The organism is Streptomyces sp. NPDC092296 (assembly GCF_044755465.1).
Classification (GTDB): Bacteria; Actinomycetota; Actinomycetes; order Streptomycetales; family Streptomycetaceae; genus Peterkaempfera.
In genome coordinates, this window is sequence record NZ_JBIVRB010000016.1 from 37,478 (window position 1) to 54,652 (window position 17,175).

Here is a 17,175-nt window from a genome sequence, read left to right on the forward strand (position 1 = left end):
GCATCTGGGAGGTCAGGAGCTGCCGGACACGTGCACGGCTTTTAGCAGACCGGGGAGTGCGGGGAGGACTTCGTCGTAGAGCGTCTCCTGTTCGCAGCCGTGCCCGTCGGTCCGGGCGATCTCTTCGGCCAGGTCGCGCAGGGCCTCGATGCCGTCGCACGCCAGCTGGGCGGCGAGCTTGCGGTTCTCCTTCAGTTTCGTGGGCTCCTGGCGGTACTTGGTGCCGCCCCGGTAGAGGTCGACGGTCATCGCGACGGGTGTGACGGGCCGCCCGATGCGGTCGGCGAGGTTGCCGATGATGCGGATGCCGTGGGCGTCGAGGTCGCCCCATGCCGCGAGGGGCAGGCCGTCGAGGCCGCGGAGGAATTCGGCCAGGCCGTCGGTCGCATAGCCCTTGCCCCAGATGCACAGCCAGGAGTCGGCGATCTCCGGGATCTTGCAGACCTGTTCGAAGGTGTCCTCGTTCTCGACCAGGAAGACGCCTCGGGCGTCGCAGGAGATCATGCCGAGGGCGCGGACACCGCGGGCGGGAAGCGCGAGCCAGGGGCGGCAGGCTGCCGCGTCGGCGATAACGGTACCGACGCGCCACTGCAGGGGGCCGCGGATGCGTAGTTCGGTGTCGGCCTTGTCGACGGCCTGATCGAAGGGGATGCCGATCAGGTTGGAGAAGGCCTGCTGCCGGGCGGGGGTCCAGGCGCTCTTGGTGTCGCGCAGGCTGCGTCCGGCGAGCTCCTTCGCGGTGATCTTGCGTGGTGCGCCTTGAGCGGGCCACCAGACGCCGGCGGCCCGGATGGCGATCTCGTATACGCGCCAGTCCTCGGCCCTGGTGGCGGTGCCTTCGGGGATCTTCAGGACCCGGCCGGGCGGCGTCGTGGCCAGCAGAGCGTGCTCATGGGCGAGCTCAGGGATGCCGGACATGATGTCGAGGAGCTCGCGGTGCAGGTCCTCAGGATGCTGGCGGCCCTGGAGTTCGGCGAGTTTGTCCTCGGCGAGTTCGGCCCATGACCGGGTCAGGGTCCATGAGCGCGGACTGTAGCCGGTGGCGTTGACGACGTCGCAGCGCAGGATGACGGCGCCACAGCGGATGAGGTCGGCCACGATCTGCCAGGCGTTGTCGCCGAGGTCGGCCTGGATGGTGGGCCAGCGTTTGGCGGTCTTGGTCTGCAGGACTTTGATCAGTTGTCGGGTAGTCAGGGTGGGTGGCGGGTCGTAGGGGCTGACGGGGTGGTCGGCGACAAGGTCGACCTGCCGGGGGCTGACGCGTCGTCGGCGGTCTCGGGGGACGCGCACGTGGATGGTGTCGTCGCTGTCCTTGGTGATCCGCGGCAGGGTGACGGCGGTGATGCCTGGCGGCAGGTTGCGCAGGGGAACGGTCTCGCGGCCGTGTGCCTCGCCGATGAGGAGAGGAGGTCGGGGAGTGAGGTCAGGCATGGGAGCGTCCTGCGGTGATCCAGTCTTCGGTGAGTTGGGTGCGGGCGCCGTTGCTGTCGAAGGCCCATGCGCTGGTGGGCTGGTTGATGATGTCGGCTGCTGATGCGTGGACGAACCACAGCAGTTCCCCACAGACGTCGGCGGCGTCGGCGAGGACGCTGTCCTGGCAGGTGCCGAGGATGGTCAGGTGCTGGTCGCGTGCGACGTCGCGCAGGGCAGCGAGCATGTCCTTGCGGTTGACTTCCCCGAGGCTGTTGCCGAGTTCGTCCAGGATCAGGACTCTGCCCTGGGTGTGAGAGTCGGCCAGGAGCGCCGCGAGGACGAGCAGGATGGCGTGCACCTTGACCTGGGCGCTGTTGGCGTTTTCTCGGTAGGAGACGTATCCGCCGCTGCGGGAGCGTTTCCATCGTGGGATGACCTGCCACTGCCAGTCCCCGGCGCCCTGGGGACGGATGCTGATGTGCTCGAGTTTGGCTCCGTGGCCGTCGCTGCGCAGGTCGAGGTCGTGGAATGCGGCGCTGATCTGAGCGAAGAGGCCGTCGAGGTGCTTTTCGATCATGTCCTGGAGGGTTTCCAGGTTGCGGGCGCTGGTGGTGACGCCGTCGGTGAGTTCTGCGATGGCCTGCTGCCGGGCGTGCTGGTCGTGGGTGATGCGCGCTGCGGCGACCTCGTCTTGGTCCCGATGGCCGGCGAGGCGGTTGTCCAGCGGGGCTGCTACGTCGGCGAAGGTGAGGGAGGGGAGGCCGGCGGGATCGGTGTCGGCGAAGGACTGCATCATTTCCTGGCCCGTGCGGAGGTCTTGGCTGACGTCCGCGCCTGAGGTGCCGTCAACGCCGTAGTGCTCGTAGGCCCGGCGCAGTTGGTCTTCCGATTGTCGGCGCAGGGCTGCCGGCCGGGAGGAACGGGTCTGGTCCGATGTCTGGTCCAGGAGGCGGGTGGCGTCTTCGAGGGTTGCGCCCCACTGCTGCTGCCACTGGGCGGCGGCGACCTGCTCGCGCTGGCGTTCGAGGCCGGCCAGGTTGCGCTGGCGTTCCTTGAGCGCCTTGCTGGCCGCTTCCAGGGTGAGTTTTGCGTTGGTGAGGAGTTGTTCGTGGGCGGCGTGCCCGGCCACGGCCTCCTGCCAGGTCTGCTGGAGTTCTTGTTCGTCGCGCGCGGCTTTGGTGGCACGGCCGGCGAGATCGTCGATCTTGGTCTGGAGGTCGTTCTCCTGGGTGTCCAGGCGGGCGAGTTCTTCGGCCGCCTGGGCGGCTGCGTGCTGGGTCTGGGCCAGGGTGAGGGCAGCGGTGGCGACGGTCACGGCTTCGGTGGCCTTGGTGAAGGCTTCCTCGGCGGCTGTGAGGTCGGCGCGCGCTTGTTGGAGCCGGGCTTCGCGTCCGGCCAGCGCGGTGGGAAAGCCGCCCGCGACGGTCAACGCCATCTCCTGGTCACGGACGGCCAAGCCGTCGGACGAAGGAGTCAGGCGCTGTTGAAGGGTGGCGAGGAAGTGTGCCACGTTCAGGGTGCTGTGAATGCCCTCCGGCAGGGGCTGCTGCCGCACGTCGGACGCGATGATCTGTGCGCCGGGCAGGGCGGCATGCAGCAGACGGCGGGCTGTGTCTACGTGCTCGGGTTCGACGACGATCGCGTCCTGCCAGGGGGCCAGACGCGGCTCCCACACCGGGCGGGCGGCTTCGTCCACGTTGAGCTGGTCGAGCAGGCCGTGCGCGCGGATGCGGTGTTCGCTCAGCAGGTCGATGGCGCGGCCGGCTTGACCGCTGCGGCCCTGTTCGACGTTGCGCAGGTGGGCGCGGGCGCGGGTGACGGTGTCTTCGGCCTCGCCACGTTGCAGCTCTGCTTTGGTGTGCTCGCGTTGGCGTTGCTCCAGGCGAGCGGCCGCGGTGGTGCAGTCGCTGCCGTCCCAACACTGCGCCTGGGGCAGCAGGGTGATCCGCCGAGCCCGCAGCATCGCCTGCCGCGTGATCAACTCCGTGGCCTTCTTGGACAGTTCACCGACAAGCTGTTGGGCGTCGGACCAGGCTTGGTGGGCTTTGCCTTTCTGGGCGGCGAGTTCTTCGGCGGACCCGAGCGAGTTCACGTGGTCTTCGGCTGCCCGCACCAGGGCTTCGGCTGTCTCGGCAGCCTGCCTTTCTTCGTCCATGCGTGCGGCGACCCGCTGGTCGCTGTGGTGGGCGTCGCGGTAGGAGGCGGCGAGGTAGCGGCACCAGGCTTCGTGGCCGCGCTGGAGGGAGAGGCGGGCGGCCTCGCGCGCGCGCACGCCGCTCATCACCTGTTCCTCGGCGAGGAGCGCCTGTGCGTGGTCGGCCTGGGCCTTCTCGAGGCTGATCTGGTGCTGCAGGGCCTGGCCGCGCAGGTCGTCTTCTTCCTCCAGCAGGGGGGTCATGCCCGACAGGGCGATCAGGGACCGGCCGATGTCGTGGGGCTCCATCTCGGTCAGTTGCTGGCTGAGCAGGGAGGGAACGGGTGGGCGCAGGGCGGTGTCGAGGTAGGTGAGGCAGCGGGGGGCGGTGCCGTAGAGCTTCTCGGCCATGGCGCGGGCGGAGAGGAGCTGGCGTGTGCCCAGCTCGCGCCACAGGGCGTCGGCCTGGATGCTGCGCTCGTGGTCGGTGGGGGCGTCGGCGACGTGGAGGCCTTCGGTCCAATTGGCCTGCAGGTATGGGGTGGTGGTCGCGATGCGGACCCAGACGGTCACGGGGCTGGTGACGGGATCGTCTGGGTCGGCGAAGACGCCGACGATGTAGCCGTGGGTGACCGGGGATGCCTGGTGGGCCTGGTCGACGCCGGCTGCGTCGGGGCGGAACAGGATGCCGCTGGCGTGCCGGCCGCCGTTGGTCTCCAGGCGCCATTGCGGGTCGGCGAGCAGCAAGGAGACGGCGATGAGGAAGCTGGTCTTGCCGGAGCCGTTGGAGTCGTCTTTGGGGCCGAGGCCGGAGACGGCGATGAAGGTCTCCGGGACGATCGGGACGGCGTGTGCCGTGAGCCGTGCGATGTCGAAGGCTTGGACGGCGATGAGCTGGCGGTCGCCGACGATGCCCCGGGACGGGTCGGAGGTGGGCGGGCTGGTCATGGTGTGTCGTGCACCTCGTGGTCGGGAGCAGGGGCCGTCGGCACGGTGGGGCGGGCGCGGCGCCGGCGGATGGATTCGGCGAGAGCGCTGTCGGGATCGGCGAGCAGGATCAGCTGCTCGAACAGTTCGGCGCCCAATGCCGGCGTCAGCCGCAGGAACTGGTGGCCCAGTGCGTAGCCCGTTCTGGTGCGGCGGACCAGGTCGGCATCGGTGAGGCGCTGCAGCGCGCCGGTGAGGACGACGTCGGACACCTGGCAGCCCTTGAGCTGTTCCCGAGGCATGGGCTCGCCCTGGGTCCACAGCTGCTCGGGCAGGGTGGTGCCGGACGCTCGGGGAACGGCGACGCTGAACAGCAGGATCAGGGTGAGGACGGCGCGGTCCTCGCGCGGCAGGACCCCGATTCCTTCGTGCGCGAGACGGTGTCTGATCTCGTCGCTGTAGCCGCTGAGGTAGCCGCCGCCGACCGCAAGCAGGGTGCGTCCGGATGCGGCCAGGACCTGTTCCACCACCATGCGCAGCGGGGTTTCCGCGAGGGCGCGGTAGTGGGTGGACGGCACGGGCAGCATGGCGGTCTCCACGGCGCAGACCGCCGCTCTGACATCGGCTCGCCGGTTGTGGGACAGGGCGTGCAGTGCCGATACGTCCACCGGCTCACCCCTTCCTCGAAGCGGGCAGGACGTTGTAGCCGCTGCGCAGTTCGGCCACGTCACGCTCGGACCACAGTGCGACCATGGGCCCGAGGCGGATCATGCCGTCGCCGACGTTTGCCGCGAGGTGGCCGCAGGCGCGCAGGAACCGCAGGGCCATCAGGAAGTGCCCGGTCTGGCCCAGCACTGCCGCGCTGTCCCGGGGGGCGAGGGTATCCTGGAGAGGAGTCAGGGCGGCGATGACGTCCTCCTGCGGGGCGGGCTGTCCCGGGTACAGCGGCTGGCTGGGGTCGGGCCAGCAGTGGCGGATGCAGCAGGCCAGGGTGACCAGGCGGACGGCCGAGGCGGTGCGGTGGACGCCGCTGTCGCCCAGGGCGCCGCTGGCCGGTTCAACGTCGGCGGCCCAGCCGACCATGAGTTCCTGGATGCCGTCGGAGGCGGCGACGATATCCACCAGACGGCGCTCCACATCGTCGACGGCGCGGCGCAGCCGGGTGAGTTCGGTGCGGTCCGCCGGGACGGCAACGGTGCGCAGGGCTCGGGCGCGTGCCAGCAGGTAGGGGTCACTCATGGGGGCTCTGCGGTGCGGCTTCGGCGTCGCCGTTCATGTCCTGGGGGCTGTCGGGGATGCGGGACATGGTTACCGGCGAGGCGTAGGTGACCGCGCCTGCGGCGTCCACGATGACCTCGCGGGAGATGTCGAGCATGAGCGGGATGGCGGGGTCGGCTGCGGCGCGCAGCATGTCGACCAGGTGCTTGACCGCTGCCTGCCAGGGCAGGGCGCGCAGGCGGGCGGTGACGTCGGCCACGTCCTTGCCGGCCATGAGTAGGGTCACGGTGGCCTCCCGTCGCTGCCGTGCGAGGGCGGCCTTGGCCCGTGCGGTCTCGACCGGATCCGGGCCGGACGGCTGGGTGGGAGGGCGCGGCAGGCGCTGCCGGGGTGGCGGGGGCTGGTGGTCGGCGGCGGCGGTGAGGATCTGGCCCGTGGTGATCTGGACGTGCGGCGGATCGAAGACGGTCGCGGCGAACACCTGCGCCAGCGCGTCGACGGAGGAGCGTCGGGCCGCGGTCACGTACTGCTCGGGAAGGAGCATGCTGAAGTCGCGGCGGGTGGTGGCTTGTTGCATGAGCCGGTCGTGAAACTCATGGACGGCGGCCGTGTAGCGCAGGGCTTCCTGGATCAGGCGGGTTCCGGCGGGGCGCAGGGCGGGGTACTGCTCGGCGACGGCGTGGACCAGGTGTTTCGCCTCCTCGAGCGAGGTGGAGTGGGCGTGGTGGTGGCGCTGGCCCAGCAGTTCTTCGATGGGTCTGGTCCGCACGAGCCGCAGCAGGTGGTTGGTGTAGTTCGCCAGGCTCCGCCGGGCCTGGGCGATCTTGGCGGCCAGTTGTTCCTCGGTCAGGGATCCGTTCAGCAGGCCTTCGCGGGCCCGGTCCAGCAGCATGGTGATTTCCTGGACGCCGCCGGCCTCCCCCAGACGCTCGTAGACCAACAGCGCAGCGCCGCTGGTCGGGTTGAACACATACCGCTGGTCGTGGGCCTTGCCGCGCAGTGACTCCAGCAGACGAAGCTTGGTGAAGACCCGGAACCTCGCATCGAATGCGTCGGCGGAGGTCACCGCGGCGCACGCCTGGGCGATCTCCGCGCGGCTCAGGCCATGTTCGGAGCCGAAGTCACCGAACACGTCCCGGATCGTCTCGGCGATGCGCAGGGCCACCGGATCATCCGTCACTGCGTTCGCTGAAGCAGCAACCGGTGCCACGAACGGCGATATGTGTTCAAGACCGTCTGCGCTGTCCTCCCGCTGAACGGAGAACAAGTCAGGCTGATCCGGCAAGTGGCCCTTCACCCCTATATCTCTGTAGCCCTGCACCAGCATGACCTCTACCGAGCCCAAAGAGCCCGGAAACCACATAACTTGTCCTTCGGGCTCGGTGGACAACGGGCACACCAACTTCCTCGTCCACGTGGATCCCTGGCTCACCGTCACCCTCAACCGACCAGGACACCGTCCGGCCTCCGGGCCGCCGGCCTGACACGCGGCACGCCGTCCCCGCGTCCCAGCCATCAACGCTTGCAGGGTGAGATGCCACCGCACAACCTGGCGCGCCAGCTCACGGCACTGCGGAACAGCACAAATTTGGCGGACGACTGACGAGTTCCGCGCCCAAGCCGCAGCTGTCCGCCACGGCTTGAACGCATCATGGTCGCCCGGCGTGAGGCGCTGGCCTACCGGCGGAAGCCTCGCCTGGGATCGCGGACACTGTGGCTGCCGAAGGGCGCGAACCAGGCGGCCGCCCTGAGGTCGCCCATGCCCATGGACTGGTTCGTAGGATCCTGCGGGTCTTCGATGCCGCCGAGTTTCGGGTCGAAGAGCATCAGGACGTCATGGTCCTGGAACAGCAGATCGGAGCAGCCGTCCCAGCTGTAGTCGTCGCCGTGTTCGGGGAGGGTGTGGTGGGCGTCGGTCTGAGGGCGGTCTTCCAGGTAGGTCGGGGCGTCCTCGATGGCCAGATGCAGGGCCATCTCCTCCGCGGTGCAAGTGGGTTCGGGCCACTTGCCCCGGGCCAGGTCTGCGGCCAGGTCGTCGAAGGCGCGCGCCATGCGCCGCCGCCATCGGTGGTCGGCTGTCCAGGTAAGGGGGGGCAACCGGTCGAAGACTTCCCAGCTGGTGGAGCCGGCGTCCGGCAGGAACTGGTCCCCCAGGCGGTGTGCGTCGTCGTAGGCCTGGTCCGCGAGGAGAACCAGGGCCGTGTGGAGCAGGTCGGCGGTGCGGGGGGTGAGCTGCCAGCCGCACTCCTCGCAGTCTGGGTCCTCGCCCTTGCAGGGGCAGTCCCGGACAGCGAAGAGGACGGCGAAGTTCGGTGTCTGCTCACCAACTGCGGGCCTTTTGCGCTGCTGGCGCAGGCGCCAGCCGTGCACGAACCGGGTGACGAGCGGCGCCGCGCTCCAGTCGGCCAGTTCGTCGCCGTCCTCGGCCCGCAGGAGTTCCGCAAAACTCTGGTCTTCCAGCGTCTGGCTCCCTGTGACGTCGCTGTCCTCGGTGAGGGTGATCACCGCGCCGGCCAGGTCGCGCGGGTCGTCCTCACCGAGTTCGGACACCGGCAGCGGCTCCCAGCCGCGACGGACAGCGGCATGAAGGAGCGCGTCTTCGTCGGTGATGTGGAACTCGCGCAAGTGGGTGATCCGCACGACCTTCCCCGGCAGGTCCTTGAGCCGGGGGTTGCCCGCCACAGCGGCGGACGCCGCAGAGGCCGGCTCGTCGTCGCACAGCTCCGGGTCCGGATCCGACGCCATGAACAGAGCGCCGGATTCGGCAGGCCAGGTCCCGTTCGCGGCTCGCGCGACGGCCTGGCGCAGGGAGCCGGCTGGCGCATCCGGCATCTGGGCCGTGAGAGCGGCCAGTTCGTCGTCGACGGCCGCAGCGTCGCGCAGCGCCAGGACCCGGCGCAGGATTCCGGTCGCCTCGACGGCGTGCTCGGGGTCTTTGCAGGTCAAAACGGCAGCCAGGGAACTAGGGCCGTGATCGTGTGCCAGGAGGGCCAGCACGCGGCTCTTGCTGGAGGTGTGTTCGCACAGGAAGTCGATGGCCCGGGCCACGGACAGCGATGACGTCATCGCGGGACTCCAAAAGGGAAGAGCGCGGTGCGCACCGGGCGAGCGGCGCACGCGCACAGACAGGAACCCGCTGGTGGACACGGTACGGCCGCGTCCCCGGACGGTGAAAGAGGCAAGTTGGGGTGGCAGTGGGGGTGCCAGTTGGTGTCCTCGCTACGAACGAAGACCCGGACTCGGCTGACACAGACACTACCCGCGCCTGGCGGCGCGTACCCGGGACATCTGCAAAAGGGCGGGATCTGCCGGGGCACCGCCACCGCCCGCCAAAGGTCAACTCTGGGCTGTCGCAAGCGAAGGAGCAGCAAGCTGAGGTAAGAGGTCGTGCAGCGTCTGCAACGACGGCGCGATGCATCACCCCGGCCGAACAGATTGTCCCATCGTCCTACGGCTGCTGACCGGCCTGGACGGCGAAACGCATGGGAAGACCCTCAAGGTCTCCTTCATCATGCCGTGGCCACGAGGACTGGCAGCCAGGCGACCGGACCGGCCAACGCGGACACCGTAAAGGCCAATACCTCTGACCAGCACAAACCCCGCACCCGCTATAGCAGCCGGCGTGAGAATGACCTAGCCTTTCGTCACCCATGTCAGCAACAGGTGAGCATCATCCATCAGTGCCAACTACCAGGTCACCGAGGCTGCACCACTGACATTCAGATGACGATGCCCAGCTGACACTTCCCCGCAGACTGTCAGCTGCCCCGTTCACCGGTCCCGACCTGCCGGTGCGAGTGCCCGAGGTCGACCCCTACGAGGGCATCACACTCCCCACCCCGGAGACCGTGGCAGCCGCACGCGTGCTGGACGCGTCGGTGAAGAACCTGTTCCCCGGCCGGTGGTCGCCCGCGACGCCACCGACGGTCTCCACAGCCGCCGCACCCGCCTCCGGGCAGACGCCCGCACCCGCCGCAGCCGCGGACACCCCGGACGACGAAACCCCTGGACTCGGCTCCCCCGACAAACGGGCCAGAGCTTCCCGGCCTCGACTGGCCGCCAGCGCCGCAGGCCTGTTCCGAAACCTCACCGCTCCGCCCCGGGCCGACAGCCGGCCGCCCACTGGCACCCCTGTCCCTGATGACCCGTCGAAGGAGCCCGCATGAACCGCCTGGACCTGATCCGGTCCACTCCGCTCCCCCACGGCATCGCGGTCACCGGCGCCTACCGGCCCGCCCGGCTCACCACCAAGGAAGGCTGGAACGAGTTCGCCCACCACATCCTGGCCGCGCCCGACCTGCAGGACTGCGCACCGCTGGGCACACCCGTCCGCGACAACGACCCGCGGATGCTCCACCACGGCGAGATGCTGCTCGTTGACACCGACGACCTGTGGCGGGGCCTGATCGACGCCCGCCGGATCCTACGGGCCAACCGCTCACGCAGAGGCCGCCGGGTGAACATCGCCATCGACGGAGACCGCGGCACCGGCAAAACCACACTGCTGCGCCTCATCGGCCGGGCCCACCAAGGGCAAGTCGAGGAAGCCCACGGCGTCGACCCCGAGCGCATCCCGGTCGTCTACATCGACGTCCCCCTCGAACGCGACAGCAACCTGCACTGGTCACTGCCATTCGCCGACTTCCTCGGTCTCAACCACCTGGTCCAGCCCGCCCGCACCAGTACTCAGGGCGGTGCTCGCGAAGACCGCAGCTTCGACATGACCGGGCCGATCACCCGCGTCATGGAAGCGGCCCAGACCGAGCTGATCCTCATCGACAGCATCCACCGGCTCACCGAAGCCGAGCGCCACATCGCCTTCCAGTACTTCTTCACCCTGCAAGAACACGTTCCGGCCACCTTCGTCTTCTGCGGCGTCGGCGCCCAGGAGACCGTCCGCTCGGCCTACCAGAAGTACCGCAGCCGGATGCCGCACCAACGTGCCTCCTTCGACAGCGACATCCCCGTGCTCTGGGTGGGCCCGGTCTCCCTCGGCAAGAGCGAGGGAAGCGACTGGATCAACGTCCTGCAGCGCATCGAGGGGGACCTGCGCCTGTACCGGCACACACCGGGCACGCTCACCACCAAGGAGATGGCTCTCTACCTCCACAAGCGCACCGGCGGCTACATGGAGACCCTCACCTTCCTCATCTGCCAGGCGGCCCAGGCCGCCATGGACGACCCGACGTGCGAGGCCATCACCAAGGAACTCCTCGACACGATCCGCGCCGGCCGCAACGACCCGGCCGGGTAGCTCCCCGCCTGGCCCCACCCACCCGCCCGCTGTCCGGTCGCCGAAGCGCCGTCGGACAGCGGACCGTGTCCGCAGCGCACAGTCCACTCACCCCCAGAGCTTCAACGGAAGGAAGCAGCGGCAGCATTCACTGCGGGTCGTAGAAGCGGATATTGCAGCCCGCTCGCATGCTGGCCGCCCACACGCCGGCCCGGAGGGTCTGTCCTGCCCGTGAACACGGGCAGGCTGCCGGGGGCGGAAACAGTCATCCCCGGGGGGCCTTCTCCATACGTTCCGCATGAGCGCCCGGGAGTGTCTTTCCTCCCTGCGCTGTCGCCAGCGCGGCCCCGAAGCCGCGCCCCACCCGCCAGTGCAAGGCGGCCCTGGTCGAGCAACAAGCCCTGGGCACATGCAACCACCAGGGCCCCGACCCCTGTGGTCCCGAATCCTTGGCAGCACCAGCGCCAACAGAAACCCGGACGGGACCGCCGGGCCGGTACCTCTCTGGCGCCCGCCCCTCGCCGGTAGGCTGACTGGCAGCCCCAAGAGCCAGAGCCCCTTACGACGTTCTCATGGGCATTGGAGCACAGTTGCAGCTCCTGAAACATCCCAGTTCAAATGCCCTACATAGAGCACTATCTGACGTGCCGTCCACCAAAGAGTCAGGTCAAGACCCTGTTGCAGTACACCCACCTGCTCTCTCAGTTCATGAAACAGGGCAGGTAAGAGGCCATCAGATACCCCACTGCATTTCAGATCCACTGAGACCACATACCCGAGGGCCAGCGGAAGGTTCGCGGGCCGCTGGAGGCCGCCCTGGCGGGCGGAGAGCGCCTGTACGGACAGCGCATGGACCGGTTCGACCTCGCCATCGTGGATGAGGCCCACGGAACCGCTGGTGATCTCGGGCGGCCGTGGGCGGCGATCCACGACAACCAGCGGATCCCGGCGGACTTCCGGCTCTACCTCACCGCGACCCCGCGCATCCTCGCCGCGGCCCGCCCGCAGAAGGGCGCGGACGGCCAGGATGTGGAGCTCGCGACGATGTCGGACGACCCGGAGGGCACCTACGGCGCGTGGCTCGCAGAGCTCGGTCTGAGCGAGGCCATCGAGCGCGAAATCCTTGCCGGATTCGAGATCGACGTCCTGGAGATCCGCGATCCCTCGCCTGTCCTCGGGGAGTCGGAGGAGGCGCAGCGGGGCCGGCGCCTGGCCCTGTTGCAGACCGCGCTCCTGGAGCACGCCGCCGCGTACAACCTCCGTACGGTCATGACGTTCCACCAGAAGGTCGAAGAGGCCCGAGCGTTCGCGGACAAGCTGCCCGAGACGGCTGCCGAGCTGTACCTGAACGACGCCTCCGACGCCGATCTGGCCGCCGCCGACAAGCTCCCGAAGTCCTCGATCGACGCGGAGTTCTACGAGCTGGAGGCCGGCCGCCACGTCCCGCCGGACCGGGTGTGGTCGGCGTGGCTGTGCGGCGACCACACCGTTGCCGAACGGCGCGAGAAGATCCACCAGTTCGCCAACGGCATCAACGCCGCCGGGCACCGGGTCCACCGCGCCTTCCTCGCCAGCGTCCGCGTCCTCGGGGAAGGCGTCGACATCACCGGCGAGCGGGGCGTAGAGGCGATCTGCTTCGCCGACACCCGCGGCTCACAGGTGGAGATCGTCCAGAACATCGGCCGGGCGCTGAGGCTCAACAAGGACGGCTCCACCAAGGTCGCCAGGATCATCGTGCCGGTGTTCCTGGAGCCGAACGAGGACCCCACCGACATGGTCGCCAGCGCCAGCTTCAAGCCGCTCGTAGCGGTCCTCCAGGGCCTGCGCAGCCACGACGAGCGCCTGGTCGAGCAACTCGCCTCCCGCGCGCTCACCAGCGGCAAGCGCAAGGTCCACCTCCAGCGCGATGAGGACGGGCGGATCGTCGGGACCGGCGGCGAGAGCGACGGCGAGGACCAGGAGCACGACGACGACACCAACGCCGCTGCCGAGTCCGCGCTGCTGCACTTCTCCAGCCCGCGCGACACCGCGACCATCGCGGCCTTCCTGCGCACCCGGGTCTACCGGCCCGAGTCGCTGGTGTGGCTCTCGGGCTACCAGGCCCTCATCCGCTGGCGGGCGGAGAACGGCATCACCGGCGTCCACGCCGTCCCCTACGACGTCGAGGTCGAAGTCGGCGTCACGAAGGACTTCCCGCTCGGGCGGTGGGTGCACCAGCAGCGCAAGGCCCTGCGCGCCGGCGAACTCGAGAAGCGGCGCAAGACGCTGCTGGACGCGCCGGAGGCCGGGATGCTCTGGGAACCGGGCGAGGAGGCGTGGGAGGCCAAGCTGGCCGCCTTGCGCTCCTACCGGCGGGCCTCCGGGCACCTCGCGCCGCGGCAGGACGCGATCTGGGGTGAGGGCGAGGCGATGGTGCCCATCGGACAGCACATGGCCAACCTGCGCCGCAAGGGCGGCCTCGGGAAGGACCCGAAGCGGGCGGCGGAGCGCGCGGAGCAGCTGACGGCGGTCGACCCGGACTGGAACTGCCCGTGGCCGCTTAGCTGGCAGCGCCACTTCCGGGTGCTCGCCGACCTGGTCGACGCCGACGGCGTCCTGCCCTACATCGCGCCCGGCGTCACGTTCGAGGGCGACGACATCGGCACGTGGCGGTGGCGGCAGCAAGAGCCGGGCACGTGGGCGCAGCTGATGCCCGAGCAGCGCGAGCGCCTGGAGGCGCTGGGCGTGCGGGGCGCGACCCTCCCCGTGGCCATCGCCCCGGCGACGACGTCCGCGACGAAGGGTCCGAGCAAGGCACAGCAGGCATTCCAGCGCGGCCTGGCAGCCCTCGCCCAGTACATCGCCCGCGAAGGAGAGTCCTCGGTGAAGCGGACTCACCGGGAGAAGGTCGTCATCGACGGCCAGGAGCACGACCTGGCGCTGGGGATTTGGTACTCCAACCAGAAGCAACGCCGCGACAAGCTCACCGCAGAACAACTGGACGCACTACGGAAGCTGGACGTGAGGTGGGCGTAGAGCCGGAGGTCAGCCGCAACTGCCTGCGGCTACGCCGCTCAGCGAGGGGTTCCGTCAGTTCCGCAACGCGACGTGGCAGCTGGAACTCGCGGCGTTTGTGCTGCGCCATGCCCCAGTGCGTGCTTGCCGGGGGTGTTTGCGTGCTGCACGGTGGGCGGTCAGCATGCCGGAGACACGATGCAGAGCGGGGGGAGAAACCGTACAACCCGGCTGCCGCCCTACTGGTCTGTCTTGTGCAACCCGGCACGGGCATCCCAGGCACACGGAGTGAGGCGCAGTGTCTAAGGTCATCTACCTGGATCAAAATCATTGGATCACGATGGCGCGGGCACGCTTTGCGCCCGAGAAGATCCAAAAGGCTGAGGAGCGCGAAGCCGCCACTGCATTGTGGGAGTTGGCCGCGACCGGGCAGGTCCGGTTGCCGCTGTCGATGGCCCACCTCGTAGAGACCGCTCACCGCGGCTTGAAGTCCAGCCGTCGTCGGCTCGCACGAGCCATGTTGGACGGCTACGGCGGGTGGCACATGCTCAATCCGCTGGTCGTCCGACGGTACGAGTTGGTGGGCGCGTTCAGCGGGACGAAGCTGACGGCAACGGACGTCTTCACCACCGCCGCGAACTCCCCCTTCTTCAACTACACGCCCTCGATCAGCGCTGCCGCGCCGACCGCCGCCCATCGCCCGGCCGGCCTTTCCTGGCAGGTGGCCTGGGCAAGCGCCCTGCTGGAGGACACGCTTTCTCCGGAGGAACTGGCCGCCAGCAATGCGGTCATCGAGCGATGGGCCGCTACCCTCTCGACGCTCGCCCAGTACATGCGGGACCATCCAGGAGATCGCGGCATACGTCTGGTGACGGCCGCACACATGCTGGGTGATCAGGGCAGAGACATCGCCCAGGCACTCCTGATCGCTGGTATCAGCAGCGAGAACGCCTCTGCTCTCCTGAACGAAGAAACGGTGGTCGACTTCTTTGCTCGCTTGCCCTTCAACGGCGGAGTACTGGAGATCACCCAGGCCCGCTTGCGCAACGCATCGGACAAGTGGGTACGCAACGACCTAAATGATCTGTTCTACCTTGCCTGCGCCGCAGGCTATGCCGACCACGTCGTCGCGGAGAAGAAGACCGGCGTCTTCCTCCAGCAGGCGTCGCGCGGGCTCAACACCCCGCGCGCCTTGGTTCACGTCAATCTGCGCTCCCTCGTGCACGACCTCCAGACGCCGCAGGAGACGGGCCGTCACCCCTAGCATGGGCGCGGGTCCGCTCGCGGCGCCAGCGTAGACAGCCAGCCCGGACCACCTCGCGTGTATGGCGGCCGGGACACAGACTCTCACCACGTTCGGCGGTGATCCTTGAGCAGGCCCCGCTGACCGGGGCACTCTGACCTCTGTCCGTCACCATCTCCGTCCCCCGTTCTGCGCCTATAGCCCAGGTTCGCCGGTCGTTCGCCCTATACGGCGGATCTCGGTCACGAGTGGCCACCTCTGTGAGAGAGCTGGCAGCTCCGATAGCCATAGGGGTCAAGAGCCGGGGAGAGTCATGGGAAAGATCAGCAATGGAATCGAACGAGCACTGCTGACGCGCCCGGTACCTACAGGCACCTCGGCATTGCGTTTCCTCATGAAATCCGAGAAAGGCTCCACGAGGAAGGTGACACGTCTTCTGGGCGTTTCACAGCGAACCGTGCAGCGGTGGGTGACGAAGAGGCCCGGGGCGCGGCGCACGCCGGGTCCGCTGCAGGTCCGGGCTATCGAGGAAGCGGTCCTGGCTCGGTGGCAGCCCCGGATACGAGCCCGTCGGCGTGCCCAGGCAGAGGCAGAGGGGTTCGTCTTCCATACCCGGGCGCGATTTGGCTTCGCCGCGCCAGCAGGTTCCTCGGACGATCCGCGGGTGCGGTGGATCACCCAGGACCTGCCGGGAGAGGTAGCCCGGAAGCTATTCGCCGCCCGGGACGCCGGCGCGGGCGAGCAGCAGCAGACGGTGATCCTCGCCCGCGCGCTGGGACACAGCTACTTCCGCGAATGGGGCCGCCGGGCTCACGGTCTGCACATCGTCTTCAGCGACGTCGAGTTCGCCGACTTCTCGATCGACTGAGCCTGCCTCTTCGAGCGAACGCGTCAGGGTGTTCAGTGTCGTGAGGCTCTGATGCGACTGATCGGCACCGCTTCGTACCTCTCGGCTTCCTGCCGCTCACGCCAGTCCCACTCAACACGGCCGACCGGGCCTTGGCGGCGGGCTGCGGGCGGCTGGGGCGGGCGCAGCTTGGCCGTCTCCGCCACGCGCAGCAGGTGCGCACGGTCACCTGGCGCGGCGAGCAGTTCCTGGTCCTCGCCGGAGACGAGCCGGGTGAAGCAGGCCGCCGCTCGCAGGAAGACGCCCGCCCAGGGTGGTACGGGGTAGGCGGCGCAGCCGTCGGTGTAGCGGGCGCGGTCGTGCAGGGCGAGCGTGGCCGCGGCGGTGTCGTAGTCGCGGGGGCGGGCGGTGGCGAGTTGCTGGAGGGAGGCACCGGTGAACAGCGCGGCGGCAACGGCCGCAGCCAGGCGAGGGTGTGCGGTCGCCGCGTGCAGCCGGTGGGCGACTTTCTGGGTGGTGTGCGCGGTGAGAACCACGGGTGGTGGGCGGTGCCGGAAGGCGATCGGCGGCGGCATGCACGGATCGATGCAGGGGCGAGGGCTGTCGTAGGAGACGAGGCGGTCCAGTGCGGGCAGGGTGAGCCACCGGTCTGCCGGCCCGGCGGGTTTGTCTGCGGGCGGGGGTTCGGTGATAGGCGTGCCGTAGTAGTGGCGGCGGGCTGCCTCGAAGTCGGTGGTGACGGAGTAGTCGGCCGTCCGCAGGGCCTGGTGCAGGGCGGCGGGAAGGTGAGGGCGGTGGCAGACCAGGGTCAGGTGGATACCAGTGAGGGCATGCAGCCGCAGGAGGCGCATCGCGCGGCGGGCGGTGAGGCGGTGGGCTCGCAGGACGGTCAGCCGGGTCACGGGCAGGGCGGTCATCCAGGCCGTGGCGGCTTCCCAGGCGGGCTGACGGCCGCCGGGAAAGCGGCCCGGGAGCAGGGGCGGTTTGCCCAGGGCGGCGAGAAGATCGTGGGCGAGGCCGGTCTCGCTGGTGGTGCCCGGGCCGGGGTGCAGGGTGATCCGGCCAGCCGGCAGGTGGTGGGCGGCCAGGGCCGTATGCGTGTACAGCGCGTCGTCGTGGCGGTCGAGAACCACGGTGACGGGCGGCAGCGGCGGGGCGAGAGGCAC

The 17,175-nt window shown here is 69.2% G+C and carries 11 protein-coding genes; 4 read left to right on the forward strand and 7 right to left on the reverse strand.

Going from position 1 to position 17,175, the window contains the following annotated elements; genetic code table 11:
- Window positions 1-12: 12 nt before the first annotated feature.
- The 6 genes from ACIQGZ_RS25325 to ACIQGZ_RS25350 form a co-directional block, all read right to left on the reverse strand.
- Entirely contained in the window at window positions 13-1,431 is a 1,419-nt protein-coding gene (locus ACIQGZ_RS25325) for a Wadjet anti-phage system protein JetD domain-containing protein (protein ID WP_402605829.1), read from the reverse strand.
- Window positions 1,424-4,495 (reverse strand): hypothetical protein, encoded by a 3,072-nt coding sequence (locus ACIQGZ_RS25330; RefSeq protein ID WP_402605831.1) that lies wholly within the window; start codon window positions 4,493-4,495, stop codon window positions 1,424-1,426. The genes ACIQGZ_RS25325 and ACIQGZ_RS25330 overlap by 8 nt, the downstream gene beginning before the upstream one ends.
- Window positions 4,492-5,142: a hypothetical protein gene (locus ACIQGZ_RS25335; protein WP_402605834.1), complete on the reverse strand. Its 651-nt coding sequence runs from the start codon at window positions 5,140-5,142 to the stop codon at window positions 4,492-4,494. Before ACIQGZ_RS25335 ends, ACIQGZ_RS25330 begins: the two co-directional genes overlap by 4 nt.
- A 4-nt stretch (window positions 5,143-5,146) precedes the next feature.
- Window positions 5,147-5,713 (reverse strand): hypothetical protein, encoded by a 567-nt coding sequence (locus ACIQGZ_RS25340; RefSeq protein ID WP_402605836.1) that lies wholly within the window; start codon window positions 5,711-5,713, stop codon window positions 5,147-5,149.
- Window positions 5,706-7,019: a hypothetical protein gene (locus ACIQGZ_RS25345; protein WP_402605838.1), complete on the reverse strand. Its 1,314-nt coding sequence runs from the start codon at window positions 7,017-7,019 to the stop codon at window positions 5,706-5,708. Before ACIQGZ_RS25345 ends, ACIQGZ_RS25340 begins: the two co-directional genes overlap by 8 nt.
- 350 nt (window positions 7,020-7,369) lie before the next feature.
- A complete protein-coding gene (locus ACIQGZ_RS25350; protein WP_402605840.1) occupies window positions 7,370-8,758 on the reverse strand; it encodes a hypothetical protein in 1,389 nt (462 codons plus the stop codon).
- Window positions 8,759-9,854: 1,096 nt separating this feature from the next.
- Here ACIQGZ_RS25350 and ACIQGZ_RS25355 point away from each other — a divergent pair.
- The 4 genes from ACIQGZ_RS25355 (at window position 9,855) to tpg (ending at window position 16,030) form a co-directional block, all read left to right on the forward strand.
- Window positions 9,855-10,946: an AAA family ATPase gene (locus ACIQGZ_RS25355; protein ID WP_402605843.1), complete on the forward strand. Its 1,092-nt coding sequence runs from the start codon at window positions 9,855-9,857 to the stop codon at window positions 10,944-10,946.
- A gap of 828 nt (window positions 10,947-11,774) precedes the next feature.
- Entirely contained in the window at window positions 11,775-13,940 is a 2,166-nt protein-coding gene (locus ACIQGZ_RS25360) for a Helicase associated domain protein (protein WP_402605845.1), read from the forward strand.
- Between the two features lie 277 nt (window positions 13,941-14,217).
- Window positions 14,218-15,183: a hypothetical protein gene (locus ACIQGZ_RS25365; RefSeq protein ID WP_111489405.1), complete on the forward strand. Its 966-nt coding sequence runs from the start codon at window positions 14,218-14,220 to the stop codon at window positions 15,181-15,183.
- A 292-nt stretch (window positions 15,184-15,475) separates the two neighbouring features.
- Window positions 15,476-16,030, forward strand: coding sequence for a telomere-protecting terminal protein Tpg (gene tpg / locus ACIQGZ_RS25370; RefSeq protein WP_402605847.1), 555 nt, complete (start codon window positions 15,476-15,478; stop codon window positions 16,028-16,030).
- A gap of 32 nt (window positions 16,031-16,062) precedes the next feature.
- On the opposite strand, the gene ACIQGZ_RS25375 is transcribed toward tpg, so the two are convergent.
- Window positions 16,063-17,175 carry a hypothetical protein gene (locus tag ACIQGZ_RS25375; RefSeq protein ID WP_229758425.1) on the reverse strand — a complete coding sequence of 371 codons (1,113 nt, stop codon included), beginning with the start codon at window positions 17,173-17,175 and terminating at the stop codon, window positions 16,063-16,065.

Bases quoted from the DNA above. Each gene is read 5' to 3' on its own strand.
- ACIQGZ_RS25325 (WP_402605829.1), bottom strand. From the start codon at position 1,431: ATGCCTGACCTCACTCCCCGACCTCCTCTCCTCATCGGCGAGGCACAC.
- ACIQGZ_RS25330 (WP_402605831.1), bottom strand. From the start codon at position 4,495: ATGACCAGCCCGCCCACCTCCGACCCGTCCCGGGGCATCGTCGGCGAC.
- ACIQGZ_RS25340 (WP_402605836.1), bottom strand. From the start codon at position 5,713: ATGAGTGACCCCTACCTGCTGGCACGCGCCCGAGCCCTGCGCACCGTT.
- ACIQGZ_RS25345 (WP_402605838.1), bottom strand. From the start codon at position 7,019: ATGCTGGTGCAGGGCTACAGAGATATAGGGGTGAAGGGCCACTTGCCG.
- ACIQGZ_RS25350 (WP_402605840.1), bottom strand. From the start codon at position 8,758: ATGACGTCATCGCTGTCCGTGGCCCGGGCCATCGACTTCCTGTGCGAA.
- ACIQGZ_RS25355 (WP_402605843.1), top strand. From the start codon at position 9,855: ATGAACCGCCTGGACCTGATCCGGTCCACTCCGCTCCCCCACGGCATC.
- ACIQGZ_RS25360 (WP_402605845.1), top strand. From the start codon at position 11,775: ATGGACCGGTTCGACCTCGCCATCGTGGATGAGGCCCACGGAACCGCT.
- tpg (WP_402605847.1), top strand. From the start codon at position 15,476: ATGGGAAAGATCAGCAATGGAATCGAACGAGCACTGCTGACGCGCCCG.